At 64.1% G+C, this 16202-nt stretch carries 19 protein-coding genes; 8 read left to right on the forward strand and 11 right to left on the reverse strand.

Going from position 1 to position 16202, the window contains the following annotated elements; all coding sequences use genetic code 11:
• The first annotated feature begins 195 nt into the window (after positions 1-195).
• Both speB and ACIPG5_RS06215 read left to right on the forward strand, forming a co-directional pair.
• Entirely contained in the window at positions 196-1146 is a 951-nt protein-coding gene (gene speB / locus ACIPG5_RS06210; protein ID WP_401373821.1) for an agmatinase, read from the forward strand.
• Positions 1147-1278: 132 nt separating this feature from the next.
• Positions 1279-2658, forward strand: coding sequence for a sodium:solute symporter (locus tag ACIPG5_RS06215; protein WP_176517766.1), 1380 nt, complete (start codon positions 1279-1281; stop codon positions 2656-2658).
• Positions 2659-2718: 60 nt separating this feature from the next.
• On the opposite strand, the gene ACIPG5_RS06220 is transcribed toward ACIPG5_RS06215, so the two are convergent.
• Together ACIPG5_RS06220 and ACIPG5_RS06225 are read right to left on the reverse strand one after the other, a co-directional pair.
• A complete protein-coding gene (locus tag ACIPG5_RS06220; RefSeq protein WP_008090807.1) occupies positions 2719-2847 on the reverse strand; it encodes a PA1414 family protein in 129 nt (42 codons plus the stop codon).
• Between the two features lie 124 nt (positions 2848-2971).
• On the reverse strand, positions 2972-3865 hold the full coding sequence (locus ACIPG5_RS06225) for a putrescine utilization regulator PtrR (protein ID WP_236237606.1): 894 nt from the start codon (positions 3863-3865) through the stop codon (positions 2972-2974).
• Positions 3866-3972: 107 nt separating this feature from the next.
• On the opposite strand from ACIPG5_RS06225, the gene ACIPG5_RS06230 reads away from it, so the two are divergent.
• Complete coding sequence (locus ACIPG5_RS06230) at positions 3973-5142, forward strand: MFS transporter (RefSeq protein WP_401373823.1); 1170 nt, start codon at positions 3973-3975, stop codon at positions 5140-5142.
• A gap of 122 nt (positions 5143-5264) precedes the next feature.
• Here the strand turns inward: ACIPG5_RS06230 and ACIPG5_RS06235 are convergent, their stop codons facing one another.
• From ACIPG5_RS06235 to ACIPG5_RS06250, 4 genes are all read right to left on the reverse strand, one after another.
• Complete coding sequence (locus ACIPG5_RS06235; RefSeq protein WP_176517763.1) at positions 5265-6191, reverse strand: DMT family transporter; 927 nt, start codon at positions 6189-6191, stop codon at positions 5265-5267.
• A gap of 106 nt (positions 6192-6297) precedes the next feature.
• Entirely contained in the window at positions 6298-6693 is a 396-nt protein-coding gene (locus ACIPG5_RS06240; protein ID WP_176517762.1) for a transcriptional regulator, read from the reverse strand.
• A gap of 75 nt (positions 6694-6768) precedes the next feature.
• Positions 6769-7023: a BrnA antitoxin family protein gene (locus ACIPG5_RS06245; RefSeq protein ID WP_176517761.1), complete on the reverse strand. Its 255-nt coding sequence runs from the start codon at positions 7021-7023 to the stop codon at positions 6769-6771.
• Positions 7001-7279 carry a BrnT family toxin gene (locus ACIPG5_RS06250; protein WP_401373824.1) on the reverse strand — a complete coding sequence of 93 codons (279 nt, stop codon included), beginning with the start codon at positions 7277-7279 and terminating at the stop codon, positions 7001-7003. The genes ACIPG5_RS06245 and ACIPG5_RS06250 overlap by 23 nt, the downstream gene beginning before the upstream one ends.
• 225 nt (positions 7280-7504) lie before the next feature.
• On the opposite strand from ACIPG5_RS06250, the gene ACIPG5_RS06255 reads away from it, so the two are divergent.
• Positions 7505-7777, forward strand: coding sequence for a hypothetical protein (locus ACIPG5_RS06255; RefSeq protein ID WP_176517759.1), 273 nt, complete (start codon positions 7505-7507; stop codon positions 7775-7777).
• A gap of 88 nt (positions 7778-7865) precedes the next feature.
• On the opposite strand, the gene ACIPG5_RS06260 is transcribed toward ACIPG5_RS06255, so the two are convergent.
• Positions 7866-9188: a DEAD/DEAH box helicase gene (locus tag ACIPG5_RS06260; protein ID WP_176517758.1), complete on the reverse strand. Its 1323-nt coding sequence runs from the start codon at positions 9186-9188 to the stop codon at positions 7866-7868.
• Between the two features lie 144 nt (positions 9189-9332).
• Here ACIPG5_RS06260 and ACIPG5_RS06265 point away from each other — a divergent pair, with 144 nt between their 5' ends.
• Entirely contained in the window at positions 9333-10619 is a 1287-nt protein-coding gene (locus tag ACIPG5_RS06265; protein ID WP_401373827.1) for a mechanosensitive ion channel family protein, read from the forward strand.
• Positions 10620-10733: 114 nt separating this feature from the next.
• Here ACIPG5_RS06265 and ACIPG5_RS06270 read toward each other — a convergent pair whose 3' ends face one another.
• From ACIPG5_RS06270 to ACIPG5_RS06285, 4 genes are all read right to left on the reverse strand, one after another.
• On the reverse strand, positions 10734-11669 hold the full coding sequence (locus ACIPG5_RS06270) for an AEC family transporter (RefSeq protein WP_176517756.1): 936 nt from the start codon (positions 11667-11669) through the stop codon (positions 10734-10736).
• Position 11670: 1 nt separating this feature from the next.
• Positions 11671-12546: a carboxylate/amino acid/amine transporter gene (locus tag ACIPG5_RS06275; protein ID WP_176517755.1), complete on the reverse strand. Its 876-nt coding sequence runs from the start codon at positions 12544-12546 to the stop codon at positions 11671-11673.
• 246 nt (positions 12547-12792) lie between these two features.
• A complete protein-coding gene (locus ACIPG5_RS06280; RefSeq protein WP_314614503.1) occupies positions 12793-13392 on the reverse strand; it encodes an FMN-dependent NADH-azoreductase in 600 nt (199 codons plus the stop codon).
• A 108-nt stretch (positions 13393-13500) separates the two neighbouring features.
• On the reverse strand, positions 13501-13815 hold the full coding sequence (locus ACIPG5_RS06285; RefSeq protein WP_176517753.1) for a 3-phosphoglycerate kinase: 315 nt from the start codon (positions 13813-13815) through the stop codon (positions 13501-13503).
• A gap of 47 nt (positions 13816-13862) precedes the next feature.
• Here ACIPG5_RS06285 and ACIPG5_RS06290 point away from each other — a divergent pair, with 47 nt between their 5' ends.
• From ACIPG5_RS06290 to ACIPG5_RS06300, 3 genes are read left to right on the forward strand one after another with little or no spacing between them, the layout of a single operon-like run.
• On the forward strand, positions 13863-14786 hold the full coding sequence (locus ACIPG5_RS06290) for a LysR family transcriptional regulator (protein ID WP_176517752.1): 924 nt from the start codon (positions 13863-13865) through the stop codon (positions 14784-14786).
• A 13-nt stretch (positions 14787-14799) separates the two neighbouring features.
• On the forward strand, positions 14800-15612 hold the full coding sequence (locus ACIPG5_RS06295) for an alpha/beta fold hydrolase (protein WP_401373830.1): 813 nt from the start codon (positions 14800-14802) through the stop codon (positions 15610-15612).
• Positions 15606-16163 (forward strand): peptidylprolyl isomerase, encoded by a 558-nt coding sequence (locus ACIPG5_RS06300; protein WP_176517750.1) that lies wholly within the window; start codon positions 15606-15608, stop codon positions 16161-16163. Before ACIPG5_RS06295 ends, ACIPG5_RS06300 begins: the two co-directional genes overlap by 7 nt.
• Positions 16164-16202: the final 39 nt, after the last annotated feature.

A 16202-nucleotide genomic window follows, 5' to 3' on the forward strand; every position in this document is an offset into this window, starting at 1 on the left:
GCGCAGTCTAACCGCATCGGCGGCGGTTAGTTTAGAAATTCATGAAGTAAGTATTTGCCTGTAGCGATTTGTCGCAGGCACTACCTTGCGCAGACTTGGCCGAAATGTCCCTGCCCGCCGGCTGAACCACACTCGAGGCGCGCGGCGGCACAGGTTCGAACAAACAAAACAATCGACCGACTGATGAGGCCCACCGTGGACAAAGTTCTCCACCAACCACTGGGCGGCAACGAAATGCCGCGTTTCGGCGGCATCGCCACCATGCTCCGTCTCCCCCACCTGCAAAGTGCCCAAGGCCTGGACGCCGCGTTCATCGGCGTGCCCCTGGACATCGGCACCTCGCTGCGCTCCGGCACCCGCTTCGGCCCACGCCAGATCCGCGCCGAATCGGTGATGATCCGCCCGTACAACATGGCCACCGGCGCCGCGCCGTTCGATTCGCTGTCGGTCGCCGACATCGGTGACGTGGCGATCAACACCTTCAACCTGCTCGACGCCGTGCGCATCATCGAAGAAGCCTACGACGAGATCGTCGAGCACAACGTCATCCCCATGACCCTGGGTGGCGACCACACCATCACCCTGCCGATCCTGCGGGCCCTGCACAAGAAGCACGGCAAGATCGGCCTGGTGCACATCGACGCCCACGCCGACGTCAACGACCACATGTTCGGCGAGAAGATCGCCCACGGCACCACCTTCCGCCGCGCCGTGGAAGAAGGCCTGCTCGATTGCGACCGCGTGGTGCAGATCGGCCTGCGCGCCCAGGGCTACACCGCCGACGACTTCAACTGGAGCCGCCGCCAGGGTTTCCGCGTGGTCCAGGCCGAAGAGTGCTGGCACAAGTCGCTGGAGCCGCTGATGGCCGAAGTGCGCGAAAAAGTCGGCGGCGGCCCTGTGTACCTGTCGTTCGACATCGACGGCATCGACCCGGCCTGGGCCCCAGGCACCGGCACCCCGGAAATCGGCGGCTTGACCACCATCCAGGCGATGGAGATCATTCGCGGCTGCCAGGGCCTGGACCTGATCGGTTGTGACCTGGTCGAAGTCTCCCCGCCTTACGACACCACCGGCAACACCTCGCTGCTCGGTGCCAACCTGTTGTTCGAAATGCTCTGCGTGCTGCCGGGCGTCGTGCGCCGCTGACACTGCTACACCCGGGCAGGAGCCATCTGGGAGGGCCACTGAGGCCCGCCAACACAAGACAAGACCGCCTGGCGCCGTGAACGCGCCCGGGCGGTCGATCTCGCCATAATAAAGATAATCGGGAGACCCCCAATGGCCTTGGACATCATCGTTGTAATGATCTATGCCGCCGGCATGCTCGGGCTGGGCTGGTATGGCATGCGTCGGGCAAAAACCCACGAAGACTACCTGGTAGCCGGGCGCAACCTCGGCCCGACCCTGTACATGGGCACCATGGCCACCACCGTGCTGGGCGGTGCTTCCACCGTCGGCACCGTGCGCCTGGGCTATGTCCACGGCATCTCCGGCTTCTGGCTCTGCGCAGCCCTGGGCCTGGGCATCATCGCCCTGAACCTGTTCCTCGCCAAACCGCTGCTGCGCCTGAAGATCTTCACCGTGACCCAGGTACTGGAGCGCCGCTACAACCCGATGGCACGCCAGGCCAGCGCGGCGATCATGCTCGCCTATGCGCTGATGATCGGCGTGACCTCGACCCTGGCCATGGGCACCGTGCTGCAAGTGCTGCTCGACCTGCCGTTCTGGATGTCGCTGCTGCTCGGCGGCGGTGTGGTGGTGGTGTACTCGACCATCGGCGGCATGTGGTCGCTGACCCTGACCGACATCGTCCAGTTCGTGATCAAGACCGTGGGCCTGATGTTCATCCTGCTCCCGGTGTGCCTGTACAAGGCAGGTGGCTGGGACACCCTGGTAGCCAAGTTGCCGGCGGCCAGCTTCGCCTGGACCAGCATCGGCTGGGACACCATCATCACCTACTTCCTGATCTACTTCTTCGGCATCCTGATCGGCCAGGACATCTGGCAGCGGGTGTTCACCGCCCGTGACGAGAAGGTCTGCCAGCGTGCCGGTACCACCGCCGGTGTGTACTGCGTGCTGTACGGCCTGGCCTGCGCCCTGATCGGCATGGCTGCGCACGTGATCATGCCGGACTTGGTCAACCCCAACAACGCCTTCGCCGAGATGATCAAGACCCAGCTGCCTGAAGGCATCCGTGGCCTGCTGATGGCTGCCGCCCTGGCCGCAATGATGTCGACCGCCAGTGCCGGCCTGCTGGCCGCATCGACCACCCTGACCGAAGACCTGCTGCCCAAGCTGCGTGGCGGCAAGCAGTCGAGCCTGGGCATCAACCGCCTGTTCACCCTGCTCACCGGCCTGGTGGTGCTGGGTATCGCCCTGGCGGTGAACGATGTGATCAGCGCCCTGACCCTGGCCTACAACCTGCTGGTGGGCGGCATGCTGATTCCGCTGATTGGCGCGATCTTCTGGAAGCGTGCGACCACCGCAGGGGCCATCTGCAGCATGTCGCTGGGCTTTGCCACCGCGCTGCTGTTCATGTTCAAGGATGGCCTGGATGCCAACACGCCGATCTACTACAGCCTGGCAATTGGCTTGGTGAGCTTCGTAGTGGTGAGCCTGCTGTCGCGCAAGGAAGTCGGTGCCGTGAAACTGGCCTGATAACCTGCACAAACGAAAAGGCCGCTGCATCGAAGCTGATGCGGCGGCCTTTTTGCTTTTTCAGCGGCGACGCGGCTGGCGCCGGCGCTGCTCTTCATCAGTCGGGATCGGCACCGGCTGCAGGGGTGGTGGTATCAGCCCCAGCGCGACAGCCAAGTCATGGAGCCAGTTGAACATTTGGTTTTTCATAGTGCCCCCTTGACGGGTCAGCCTCACGGTCAATCAATCCTGCGATGTTTCATACAGATCATAGCCCTATGTCCTGTATTACGCATGCCCTTGTTCCTACAGATGGGGTCGAGTTTGACGCGGATCAAGCCGAAACGGCGCATTCCGACGATTGGTTAATCGTTTCGCTTTGTTGCAAATCGATCCACGCCTGCAAATTCGCCCCGCACATGCCCTGGCGCCACATCAACCAGGTTTGCGCATGATCGAACGGCGCCTGCAGGCGATGGGCGCGTACCCGGTCGCGGCCAGGCAGGCTGTCGAGCATCGATTGCGCCATCAGCGCCACCCCTGCGCCAGCGATCACGCAGGCCAGCATGCTCTGGTACGACTCGATTTCCATCACCCGGCCCATGGGCGTGTGGGCATGGGCATACCAGGCCTCCAGGCGCATGCGGTAGGAGCAGCCCTGGCGGAAGGTGAACACCGCCTTGCCGGCCACCTCGCGGGCACTGTGCACCGCCGGGTGCTCGGGGCTGGTGATCAGCACCAACACCTCGTCGCACAAGCGCACCCCATCCAGCCCGGCCAGGCTCGGCGGTCCATCCACCAGGGCGGCATCCAGGCGGTGGCTGAGCAGGCCTTCGAGCAGTTCGCCACTGGGCGCGGCCTGCACTTGCAGGTTCACCGCCGGGTACGCCTGGTGGTAGCGGGCCAGCAACGCCGGCAGGTGGATGGCCGCCGTGCTGTACATGGTGCCGAGCACGAAGTTGCCGGCCGGCTGGCCACCCTGCACCGCCGCCACCGCCTCATCATGCAGCGCTTGCAGGCGGTTGGCGTAATCCAGCAAAACCTTGCCCGCAGGCGACAACTGCAGGCGCTGGCGCTCACGCAGGAACAGCTCGACGCCCAGTTGCTCCTCGAGCTGGCGCAGGCGCGTCGACAGGTTCGACGGCACCCGGTGCAGCCGCTCGGCGGCGCGGGTCACCGAACCTTCTTCGGCAACCGCCTGGAAGATGCGCAGTTGGCTGAACTCCATGGCGTTCTCCTAAACTGAACAACTTCATCATCATTATTCAATTTTACTGAAAGTCAATCCGACCTACCCTGCCATCCATCGCTCAACGTTTGCGCAGGAGTATTCCCATGTCGCCGCTCGTACAACTGCTGGCCAGCGCCGTGGCCTTGATGATGGCCATGGGCATCGGCCGCTTCGCCCTCACCCCGCAACTGCCGCAGCTGATTGCCGAGGGCCAGTTCGACCTGACGGCCGCCGGCCTGGTGGCGGCCGCCAACTACCTGGGCTACTTCATCGGCGCGGCCGATGCCATGTTCGCCCGCCGGCCCAATCAGGTCAGGCTGCGGCTGCAGGGCGGGCTTTGGCTGTGCGTGCTGCTGACCCTGGCCTCCTGGGCCGCCGACGGCTTCTGGAGCCACCTGCTGCTGCGCTTCGGCACCGGGGTTGCCAGCGCCTGGGTGCTGGTGATGATCACCAGCCTCAGCCAGCAGATCGCCAATGCCAGCCAGCGCCAACGCCTGGGTGCCCTGGTGTTCGCCGGGCCCGGCGTGGGCATCGCCGTTACCGGCCTGCTGGCGCTGGCGGCGCACCTGCTGGGGCTGAGCTCGGCGGCGTTGTGGTTGGTGTACGCGGTGGCGGCGCTGGCCATGCTGCTGGCCGTGCGCCCATGGCTGCCGCGTGCGCTGGAGCCCGCCGTAGTGCCCAGCAGCGGGCAACCGGGGGCGACACACAGCGTCGGCATTGGCCGCCTGGCCCTGGTGTATGCGCTGTATGGCGTGGGTTACATCCTGCCGGCCACGTTCCTGTCGCAAATGGCCAACCAGCAGTTTCACGGGCACTGGATGGCTGACCTGTTCTGGCCGGCATTCGGCGTGGCTGCGGCGCTCGGCGTGGTGCTGGTGAGTGCGCGGCGCTCGGGCCGTACGTCCACCTGGTTGACGGCCACCTTGTGGCTGCAGGGGCTGGGCGTGCTGGCCTGCCTGATGGGGGGCGGGATTGGCCTGGCGCTGGGTGTGGTGCTCTGCGGCACACCGTTTCTGGCCTGCATGCAACTGGTGATGCAGCGCTCGCGGGAGCTGGCGCCGCATGCGACGCAGCGCAACGCCGGGCTGCTGACGGCCTGCTTTGCACTGGGGCAGTTGAGTGGGCCGCTGCTGGCTGCCTTGAGCAACCATTACAGCGGGGGCTTGCAGCCGGCGCTGGTGTTGGCAGCTGCTGGGCTGGGGCTGGCGGGGGTGCTGGTGCTTGTGGGGAGCCGCAACCCCAATGCTTCCCTGGTTACCGGTCGGGTAGCTTGATGAACCGGGGTGTCTGAACCGGCCCTATCGCCGGCAAGCCGGCTCCCACAGGCTGCCCACAATGCTCAAGCGTTGTGAGTGACCTGTGGGAGCCGGCTTGCCGGCGATAGGGCCAATACTGATCAACCGACAAACCTGCGCAATTGCTGCCGCACCCAGGGCTCGGCGCTGACCAGGATCACCCCCAGCAACACCATCACCGCCCCGAGCACAAAGTTCACGCTCAAAGGTTCATCCAGCAGCAACACACCAAAGGTCACCCCGAACAACGGTGTGATGAACGAAAACACCGCCAGGTTCGAGGCCAGGTACTTGCGCAGCAACCAGAACCACGTCAGGTAGCTGACGAACGACACCATGATCCCCTGGAACAGCACGCTGCCAACCGCCAAGGGCGTCATCGCCACCTCGCCGATCTGCCCGCTGAGCAAGGCAATCAGCAACAGCCCGGCAAAGCCCACCGCCAACTGGTAGAACAACGTCAGCGTTACCGGCGCCTCCGACAACCGCGAGCCGCGCACCACCACGGTCGTCGCGCCCCACGCCAGGCCAGCCAGCACGCCCAGCGCATCGCCGAGCAGCATGCGCCCGTCCATCTGCTCGAACGACACGCCCCCGGCGAACGCGGTAGCAATGCCGCCGAACGCCAGCAGGATGCCCATCCACTGCAGCCAGCGCAGGCGCTCGCTGGGCAACATGAAGTGCAGCCCCAGGGCGGTGAATACCGGCGCGGTATAGAGGAATACCGACATATGCGCCGCCGAGGTCAGCTTCAGGCCCTCGGCGATGAACAGGAACTCCAGGCCAAACAACCCACCGGCCAGCAGCCCGGCGCGCCAGGTCGTGCCCACTTGCCCCCAGCCACCGCGCCAGCACAAGAGCAGGCCCACCAGCACGGCGGCCAGGCCATTGCGCAGGGCGGCCTGCATCACCGGGGCGATATCGACCGCCGCGGTCTTGATCAGGACTTGCTGGCAACCCCAGAGCAGGCACAGGCCCAGCATCACCTGGAAGGCAAAGGCGTCAGGGTTCTTGCGGGCCGCGCTCATGGGCGGCCCTCCAGGGTGATCGATGGCATGGGCAAAGGCTCGGCAGTGTTCAGGAAAGACCGATTATCGGTTTTCCTGGCCCACCCTTGCCAGTCTCAAAACGACTTCAAGCGATCTGCGCCTTGGCAGACACCCGGTCGAAGGTGGCTTCATCCAGGGCATCTTCCTGTTCGTCCAGCACCTGGCGCGGGTGTTCGAAGCCCGGAATGCTGCTGTCGAGCAGGCTCAGCAGCCGCGAACCGCGCTCGGTGAGCACGAAGTTCTCGCCATTGCCGCCGTCCTCCGGCGCCCGACTGTCGATGAAACCGCGCTCAAAAAGTAACTTTTCGTACTCGCAGGCGCGAGTTTTCAGGTGGTCGATGTCCCCCACCGGCTGCCCTTCGGCGGCCAGCGCCGCAGCGTGCTGCTCGGCATAGGGGCGAGGCGTGAAGTTGTGACCGGCACCGTTCTGCACCTCGTGCAGCAAGCGCTCGATCAGGTCCCAGTCGTAAGTGGTGCTCATGGCGATGGCCTCTTGCTGTGGACGAAGGGGTACACAGCTTGGGACCCATGGGGGATCGGCGGCGTTCCGAAAGAATCAGCGATCTCGCTGCTGGGCTTGCATGTACTGGCGCAGCAACTGGTTGATCCGTGTCTGATACCCCGCCCCTTGCGCTTTGAACCAGGCGAGCACATCGGCGTCGAGCCTGATCGTCACCGTTTGCTTGGCAGGTACGCGCAGTTCGGCCTGTCGGAAAAAGTCTTCACCCAGCTCGGGGATATCCGAGGTATCGATATCCTTGTCGTCCTGCCGGGCCAGCCGCGCCCAATCAGTCTTCGATGTATTGGTCATAATGTTTGGCCTCCCATTTGGTGGCTTTGCGTGCGGAAATGATCCGAATGATTTCACCTTGCCGTTCCGTGTAAACGACCACGCCTATCAGTGACTTCAACCAGCCAAGGCTGACCCAGCGTTCCTCTCCATATTCCACGCAACTATCCCGGCGAATCAGCATGGGGTGGTTGAACATGTCCGGAACATCGCTGAAGTCGATGCCATGCTTGCGGATATTGATCTGGTTTTTCGCCTCGTCCCACTCAAAGAACATGGGACGCTCCGTATTTACACTTGTACATACGATACCTCCTGTTTGACAGCGAGGCTAGTGAAGGGCGGTCCAGGCATCAAGATCGCCACACGGCTTTTCAGTGCCGTTCAGAAAAGGACTACGACAACGCGCGATTTCTTCTCGGCCACCATCGGTCGCGAGCACTGAACTTGCCGGCCCATGCACACCTCCACCGGGCATACCCACTGCCGGAGGTAGTTAAGGATGAAACCGCTGCTGCGCATCGCCTGTGCCACTGCTTTGTTCTGCGCCCTGCCCGCCTGGGCCTGCACGCCGGAAGAGGCGACACAGAAACGTGAGGAGCTGGCTGGGCTGGTCAGTCAGCTCACCGAGCAGAACCCGCAGAAGGCCAAGGAAATCAATGATGAGCTCCAGGGGATGGAGCTGGGGACGGCGAGCAAGGACTTGCCCGACAAGTGTCAGCTGATCGATCAACGGATCAAGGAATTGAAGACGGCGGAGAAGAAGGCTGACTGATGGGGTGAACCAAGGGCCCTATCGCCGGCAAGCCGGCTCCTACAAATAGCTGTGGGAGCCGGCTTGCCGGCGATAGGGCCTGCGCGGATTACTCAGCCGCAGGCTTGCGCTTCTTCAGCGGCGCCAGGCCGTCGGCGCTGGCCAGTGGTGCGTTGGCCTTGGGCTTGGCGGTGGGCTTGCGCTTGGCCGTGGCCTTCTTGTCGCCGCCCTTCTTCTCGACCTTCTTCTTCTTGGTGCCGGCAGCCTTGCCCGACGCCTTGACCTTCTTCGGCCCGTTGTAGGTGCCTTTGACTTCCTTGATCACCCGGCGCTCGAACTGCTGCTTGAGGTAGCGTTCGATGCTGGACATCAGGTTCCAGTCATTGTGGGTGATCAGCGAAATCGCCAGGCCTTCGCCGCCCGCACGGCCGGTACGGCCGATGCGGTGCACGTACTCGTCGCCGCTGCGTGGCATGTCGAAGTTGATCACCAGGTCCAGGCCGTCGATGTCCAGGCCGCGGGCGGCCACGTCGGTGGCCACCAGCACCTTGGAGCTGCCCTGCTTGAAGCGCTCGATGGCCAGCTTGCGGTCCTTCTGGTCCTTCTCGCCGTGCAGCACGAAGGCCTTCACGTCCTTGGCCACCAGGTGGCCGTAGATGCGGTCGGCCAGGGCGCGGGTGTTGGTGAAGATGATCGCCTTGTCGAAGGTCTCGTTGGCCAGCAGCCACTGCACGATCGCTTCTTTGTGCTGGTCGTGGTCAGCGGTGATGATCTGCTGGCGGGTGCCTTCGGCGAGCTGCGAGACGCTGTTGAGCATCAGGTGCTCAGGGTCTTTGAGCACCTTGCCGATGATGTCGCGCAGGGCCGCGCCACCGGTGGTGGCAGAGAACAGCAGGGTCTGCTCGCGGTTCTCGCACTCCTTGCACAGGCGCTCCATGTCTTCGGCAAAGCCCATGTCGAGCATGCGGTCGGCTTCGTCGAGGATCAGCACCTGCACGTGGGACAGGTCGAGGTTGCCGGCATTGAGCTGCTCGAGCAGGCGGCCCGGGGTGCCGATCAGCACGTCCGGCACCTTGCGCAGCATCGCGGCCTGTTCCTTGAAGTCTTCACCGCCGGTCACCAGGCCCGACTTGATGTAGGTGAACTGCGAGAACAGCTGCACTTGCTTGAGGGTCTGCTGGGCCAGCTCGCGGGTCGGCAGCAGGATCAGCGCGCGGATTTCGACCCGCGGGCCACTCAGGTCGACCAGGCGGTTGAGCAGCGGCAGGACGAAGGCGGCGGTCTTGCCGCTGCCGGTCTGCGCGGTCACACGCAGGTCACGCCCTTGCAGGGCCAGGGGGATGGCCGCGGCCTGCACCGGGGTTGGCTCGACAAATTTAAGCTCGGCCACGGCTTTAAGCAGGCGTTCATGCAGGGCGAATTGGGAGAACACGGAGGTAACCTCAGGCAAGTGCGGGGAAATTCAGTTGCATAGGGTAACGTTTTCTGCCGCAAGAGCCGAATTTCTTTTGGCAACTTTGTCGCCATCCGCGCTCTAATGCCACTTCGTTTCGCAAGCAAAGACCGTTTCAAGCCTATGGATATGCAAAAAATCTGGCGTGACAGCCTCGACCTGTGGGGCACCCTCGACCAACACCCGATGCTCCACGCCGCCATCGGCCTGGCCGTGCTGTTGTTGATTTCCCTGGTGATCGGCCGCCTGGCGCGCTTCCTGATTCTCCACGGCACGCGCCTGCTGGCCCGCCAACCGGCGCTCAAGTGGTTCGACGACCTGCGCCACAACAAGGTGTTCCACCGCCTGGCGCAAACCACGCCGTCGCTGGTCATCCAGTTCGGCCTGAAGCTGGTGCCGGAGCTGTCCGATACCGCCGCGCACTTCCTCGGCAACCTCGCCCTGGCCTTCACCCTGCTGTTCATGACCCTGGCACTGTCGTGCCTGCTCGATGGCCTGCTGGACATCTACGCACGCACCGAGCATGCCCGTACCCGCTCGATCAAGGGCTATGTGCAGCTGGCCAAGATGATGTTGTGGATCTTCGCCGCAATCGTCATCGTCGCCACCCTGATCGACCGTTCGCCGCTGTTGCTGCTGTCGGGTCTGGGTGCGATGTCGGCGGTGCTGCTGTTGGTGTACAAGGACACGCTGCTGTCGTTCGTCGCCAGCGTGCAGCTGACCAGCAACGACATGCTGCACGTCGGTGACTGGATCGAGATGCCCCAGGTCGGCGCCGATGGCGATGTGGTGGACATCACCTTGCACACGGTGAAGGTGCAGAACTTCGACAAGACCATTGTCTCCATCCCCACCTGGCGCCTGATGAGCGAGTCGTTTCGCAACTACCGCGGCATGCAGCAGTCGGGCGGCCGGCGGATCAAGCGCAGCCTGTTCATCGACGCCGCCGGCGTGCGCTTTTTGACCCAGGAAGAGGAACAGCGCCTGGGCCAGGTGCGCCTGCTGGGCGACTACCTGGCCACCAAGCGCCAGGAGCTGCAGGCCTGGAACGAGGCCCTGGGGCCGGTGCCGGAGCTGGCGGCCAACCGCCGCAAGCTGACCAACATCGGCACCTTCCGCGCCTTTGCCCTGGCCTACCTGAAGAATCACCCCAATGTGCATGCGGGGATGACCTGCATGGTGCGGCAGATGCAGACCACCGCCGAAGGGGTGCCGCTGGAGATCTACTGCTTCACCACCACCACGGTGTGGGCGGATTACGAGCGGATCCAGGGGGATATCTTCGATTACCTGCTGGCGGTGTTGCCGGAGTTTGGCTTGAGCTTGTATCAGCAGCCCAGTGGCAATGACATGCGGGTGGGGTTGGCGGGGCGGGTGCCGCGGCGGCTTGAGGAATTGAGCGAGGCTTGAGAGTGCCGGGGCCGCTTTGCGGCCCTTTCGCGACACAAGGCCGCTCCTACAGACACACGCGATCTGCTGTAGGAGCGGCCTTGTGTCGCGAAAGGGCTGCAAAGCAGCCCCCAATCACCCCGCATACCCCAGCAAATACAACAACCCAGTCAAGGTCACCAACGAAGCCACGGTCGACAACAGGATCGTGCGCGAAATCAACCCCGCCTCCCGGTTGTAATACTCCGCCAGCATGAATGGCCCGGTGCCGGTCGGCAGCGCCGCCAGCAGCACCGCCGACGCCGCCCACATGGTTGGCAAGCTGAACACCTTGAACGCCAGCACCCAGGTCAACGCCGGCTGCCCCACCAGCTTCATCGCCACCAACGGCCAGGGGCTGGCCTGCGCACCCGTACGCTTCTCGGCCAGAAACGCGCCCAGCGATACCAGCGCGCAAGGCGTGGTGGCCAGCGCCAGCATGTCGAGAAAATGCATCACCGGCTCCGCCAGCCCCAGCCCGGACACGGCCCAGGCCGCCCCCGCCAGCGGCGAGATCACCAGCGGGTTCTTCGCCAGCGCCTTGCCGACCACAAGCATTGCCCGGCCGACCTGCCGCTCCTCCTGCAGGCCGATCTCGATCAACGTCAGCGAAATCGCAAACACCAGGCACACCACGATCAGCGACGAGATCAGCGCCGGCTGCAAACCCGCCTGGCCAAACAGCAGCAGGCACAGCGGAATGCCGATGTAACCGGTGTTGGCATAGCCCGCGCTCAAGCCATCGATGCTCGCCGCTACCAGGCCATGGCCGCTGTACAGGCGCCAGGCCAGGGTGGCGACGAACATGGCCAACGCCCCCGCGCCGAACGCGACGATGAAGCCTGGGTGCCAGATCTCGCTCCAGGTCGCGGTGGCCGTGACCTTGAACAGCAAGGCCGGCAGGCACAGCCAGACCACCATCTTGTTGATCTCGGCAGCGGCCTTGTCGCCGAGCTTGTTGGCCCGGCGGCACAGGTAGCCGACCAGAATCAGGGCGAAGATCGGCGCGACGATGACGAAGATGGTGTGCATGTCAGGCCTTGCGGGCCAGCGGCGATTCAACGCGGCTGCCCAGGCGGCTCAGCCACACCGACGCGAGGATGATCGCGCCACCGATGAACAGCCGGCCCAGCGGTTCATGCTGGTTCCAGATCAGCAGGTTGAGCAGCAGGCCCACCGGCACATGCAGGTTGTTCATCACCGCCAGGGTGCCGCCGGAAACCAGGCAGGCGCCCTTGTTCCACCAGTACAGCCCCAGTGCCGTGGGGCACAGGCCGAGGAACAGCAGCACCAGCCACTGCACATCGGTGCTCGGCAAGTGCTGGGCGTTGCCGAACAGCAGGAAGGCCGGCAGCACGACGATCAAGGCGCCCAGGTAGAAATAGCCGAAGCGTTTGTAGTGCGGCAGGTCGCTGGGGTGGCGGGCGACCAGGTGGCGGTACAGCACCTGGCCGGCGGCATAGGTGAAGTTGGCCAGCTGCAGCAGCAAAAAGCCGATGAAGAAGTCGCCACTGATGCTGTCGAAGCGGATCACCCCCGCGCCGGCCACCGCCACCAGCGCGGCCAACAGTGCCCAGGGGTTGAAGCGCCGGTTCAGGGCGTCTTCGATCAGCGTCACGTGCAAAGGGGTGAGGATGGTGAACAGCAGCACTTCCGGCACCGTCAGCACGCGGAAGCTCAGGTACAGGCAGACATAGGTGATGCCGTACTGCAGCGCGCCGATCAGCAGCATCGAGCGCAGGAAACGCGGCTCGACCTGGCGCCAGCGGGTCAGCGGCAGGAACACCAGGCCCGCCAGCACCACGCGCGCGAGCACGGCGAAATAGCTGTCGACGTGCCCGGCCAGGTACTCGCCGATCAGGCTGAAGGAAAACGCCTGGATCAGCGCGACGATTATCAGGTAGCCCATGGTTGCCTCTCGTGGATCAAGGCGGCGACCTTAGCGGGTTGCGGGCGGTGTGTTCAACCATGAGTAATGTGGGGGCTGTTCTGGCCCTATCGCCGGCAAGCCGGCTCCCACAGAGATAGCACAGCACTCAAGGCTTGCGCTGCCGGCGATAGGGTCGGCAGGGGCAAAAAAAAGCCCGGCCATCGAGGCCGGGCAGGTACACCCAAAGGAGCAAACAAGGTGTCAGGGTTGGGAATTCGCTGAAGCTCAGGCCACCGCCGCCAGCTTGGCCTTGGCCTGGTTGATGCCTTTCTCGTGGAAGTCACCGCTCATGTTCAGGCCTTCGGCATGGATGAAGTTCACATCGTGGATGCCAATGAATGCCATCACCTGGCGCAGGTAGGGCTCCTGGTGGTCGCTGGTGGCGCCGGCATGGATGCCGCCACGGGCGGTCAGGACGATGGCGCGCTTGCCGGTCAGCAGGCCTTGCGGGCCGGTCGGGGTGTACTTGAAGGTGATGCCGGCACGCAGCACGTGGTCGAGCCAGGCCTTCAGCGTGCTGGGGATGGTGAAGTTGTACATCGGCGCGGCCATTACCAGCACATCGGCGGCCAGCAGTTCATCGGTCAACTCGTTGGAGCGGGCCAGGGCATCCAGTTCGGCGGCGTTGCGCTGCTCTTGCGGCTTCATCCAGCCACCGAGCAGGTTGGCATCCAGGTGCGGCACCGGGGTCACGGCCAGGTCGCGCACGCTGATCTCGTCAGCCGGGTGCGCCGCTTGCCACTGCTCGATGAAGTCGCGAGTCAGTTGACGGGAAACGGAATCCTGCTGGCGGGCGCTGCTTTCGATGATCAGTACGCGGGACATGGGTGCCTCCATCGGCAAAAAGGGTGCGATTCGATGGAGGTGAGATTAAGGCTTGACCTATCGATAAAAAAGCGTAAAAAGTGGGTGCAATCTATCGATTAATCCGTTTTATTGCGCTTTGCAGTCCAGCGCGATGCGCAGCTTGATGATCTGCCGGTTGAACTTGGCCGTCACGTCCACGCTCTTGCCGGCCGGCACATTGACCCGGCGTACCCGTGGCGCTTCAGGGCCATTGCGGAACATCACCTTGCAGGCCGCCGGCACTTGCCCATAGTTGTTCAGGGTAATGGCACCGATGTCGTAGGCGGTGTCGTAGGCGGTGTAGTCCAGCTTGACCCCGGTCAGTTCCTTCTCCACGTCGATGGGGTAAGCCATGGCCCCCAGGGGCAGGCACATCAGTATTGCCGCACAACACTTCTTCATGGGCGCTCTCCTTGAAAGAGCGCAGCTTAGGACAACAGGAGCCAAAGATGAAAGCGCCGCGCGTAACCCTGGATCAGTGGCGAACCCTGCAGGCAGTGGTCGATCACGGAGGGTTTGCCCAGGCCGCCGATGCCTTGCACCGGTCGCAATCGTCGGTCAGCTACACCGTGGCGCGCATGCAGGAGCAACTGGGCGTGCCGCTGCTGCGCATCGATGGGCGCAAGGCCGTGCTCACCGAAGCCGGCAACGTGCTGCTGCGCCGTTCGCGGCACCTGGTCAAGCAGGCCAGCCAGCTCGAAGACCTGGCCCACCACATGGAGCAAGGCTGGGAAGCCGAGGTGCGCGTGGTGGTCGATGCCGCCTACCCCAGCGCCCGCCTGGTGCGCGCCCTGGCCGCGTTCATGCCGCAGAGCCGCGGTTGCCGGGTGCGCCTGCGCGAAGAGGTGCTGTCCGGCGTCGAGGAGGTGATGCACGAAGGCATCGCCGACCTTGCCATCAGCAGCTACAGCATCGGTGGCTACCTGGGCGCCGAGCTCAGCGCCGTGGAGTTCGTCGCCGTCGCCCACCCCGAACACAGCCTGCACCGCCTGGGCCGCGAGCTGACCTTCCAGGACCTGGAGAGCCAGCTGCAGGTGGTGATCCGCGACTCCGGCCGTGCGCAGCCGCGCGATGTCGGCTGGCTCGGCGCCGAGCAGCGCTGGACGGTCGGCAGCCTGGGCACCGCCACCACCTTCGTCAGCAGCGGCCTGGGCTTTGCCTGGCTGCCGCGGCACATGATCGAGCGCGAGCTGCGCGAAGGCGTGCTCAAGCCATTGCCGCTGGATCAGGGTGGCAGCCGCCACCCACTGTTCTACCTTTATTCGAGCAAAGAGAAGACCCTGGGCCCGGCCACGCAGATTCTCATCGACCTGCTGCGCAATTTCGACACAGCGCCCCTGGACGTGCCCTTCGCAGCCCCCCCGCAAGCCTGAGAGGACCGCGCCCATGGCCTATTTCGAACATGAAGGATGCTCACTGCATTATCAGGAATACGGCCAGGGCGAACCCCTGGTACTGCTGCACGGCCTGGGCTCCAGCAGCCAGGACTGGGAACTGCAGGTGCCCGTGCTGAGCCAGCACTACCGGGTGATCCTCATGGACATCCGTGGCCACGGCCGCTCCGACAAGCCCCGCGACGGTTACCAGATCGCCACCTTCAGCGAAGACCTGCTGGCCCTGCTCGAACACCTGCAGACCGGCCCGGTGCACTTCGTCGGGCTGTCCATGGGCGGCATGGTCGGTTTTCAGTTCGCCGTCGACCACCCGCACTGGCTGCGCAGCCTGTGCATCGTCAACAGCGCCCCCGAGGTCAAGCGCCGCACCCGCAGCGACTGGCTGTGGTGGGCCAAGCGCTGGGGCCTGGCGCGCATCCTCAGCGTCGAGACGGTCGGCCAGGGCCTGGCCGAACGCCTGTTCCCCAAGCCCGAGCAGAGCGAGCTGCGCCGCAAGATGGCCCAGCGCTGGGCGCGCAACGACAAGCGCGCCTACCTCAAGAGCTTCGACGCCATCGTCGACTGGGGCGTGCAGGAACGCATCGGGCAGATCCACTGTCCCACGCTGGTAATCGCCGCCGACCACGATTACACGCCGATACCGTTGAAGGAACGCTACGTGGCGCTGATGCCCCACGCAAAGCTGGTAGTCATCGACGATTCCCGGCACGCTACGCCCCTTGACCAACCCGAGGTCTTCAACCAGACATTGCTGCAATTCCTCGCAGCCGCTTCCACCTCTCAAGGATCTTTGAGCCCATGCTGAAAAAACTCCTGCTCACCGCCTGCTCGGTGGCCTTCGCCACCAGCGTCATGGCCTCCGACAAGACCCCGCACGTATTGCTGGACACAAGCTTCGGCCAGGTCGAAATCGAGCTCAATGCCGAGAAGGCGCCGATCAGTACCAAGAACTTCCTCGAGTACGTCGACAGCGGGTTCTACAACAACACCATTTTCCACCGCGTGATCCCAGGCTTCATGGTCCAAGGTGGCGGCTTCACCGAGCAGATGGTGCAAAAGCCCACCCGCGACCCGATCCGCAACGAAGCCAGCAACGGCCTGCAGAACACCCGCGGCACGCTGTCGATGGCGCGCACCTCCGACCCGAACTCGGCCACCAGCCAGTTCTTCATCAACGTCGCCGACAACGACTTCCTCAACCCGGGCCGCGACCGTGGCTACGCCGTGTTCGGCAAGGTCACCAAGGGCATGGAAGTGGTCGACCAGATCGTCAACTCGCCGACCACCGTCAAGAAAGGCATGCGCGATGTGCCGGCCGACCCGGTGTTCATCAAGTCTGCCAAACGCATCGACTGATCGCAGGTTTCACAAGGACGTGAAACCACCTCAGGTCGG

Origin of the sequence: Pseudomonas sp. NPDC087029 (assembly GCF_044745345.1) — a bacterium.
Taxonomy (GTDB): domain Bacteria; phylum Pseudomonadota; class Gammaproteobacteria; order Pseudomonadales; family Pseudomonadaceae; genus Aquipseudomonas; species Aquipseudomonas faucium.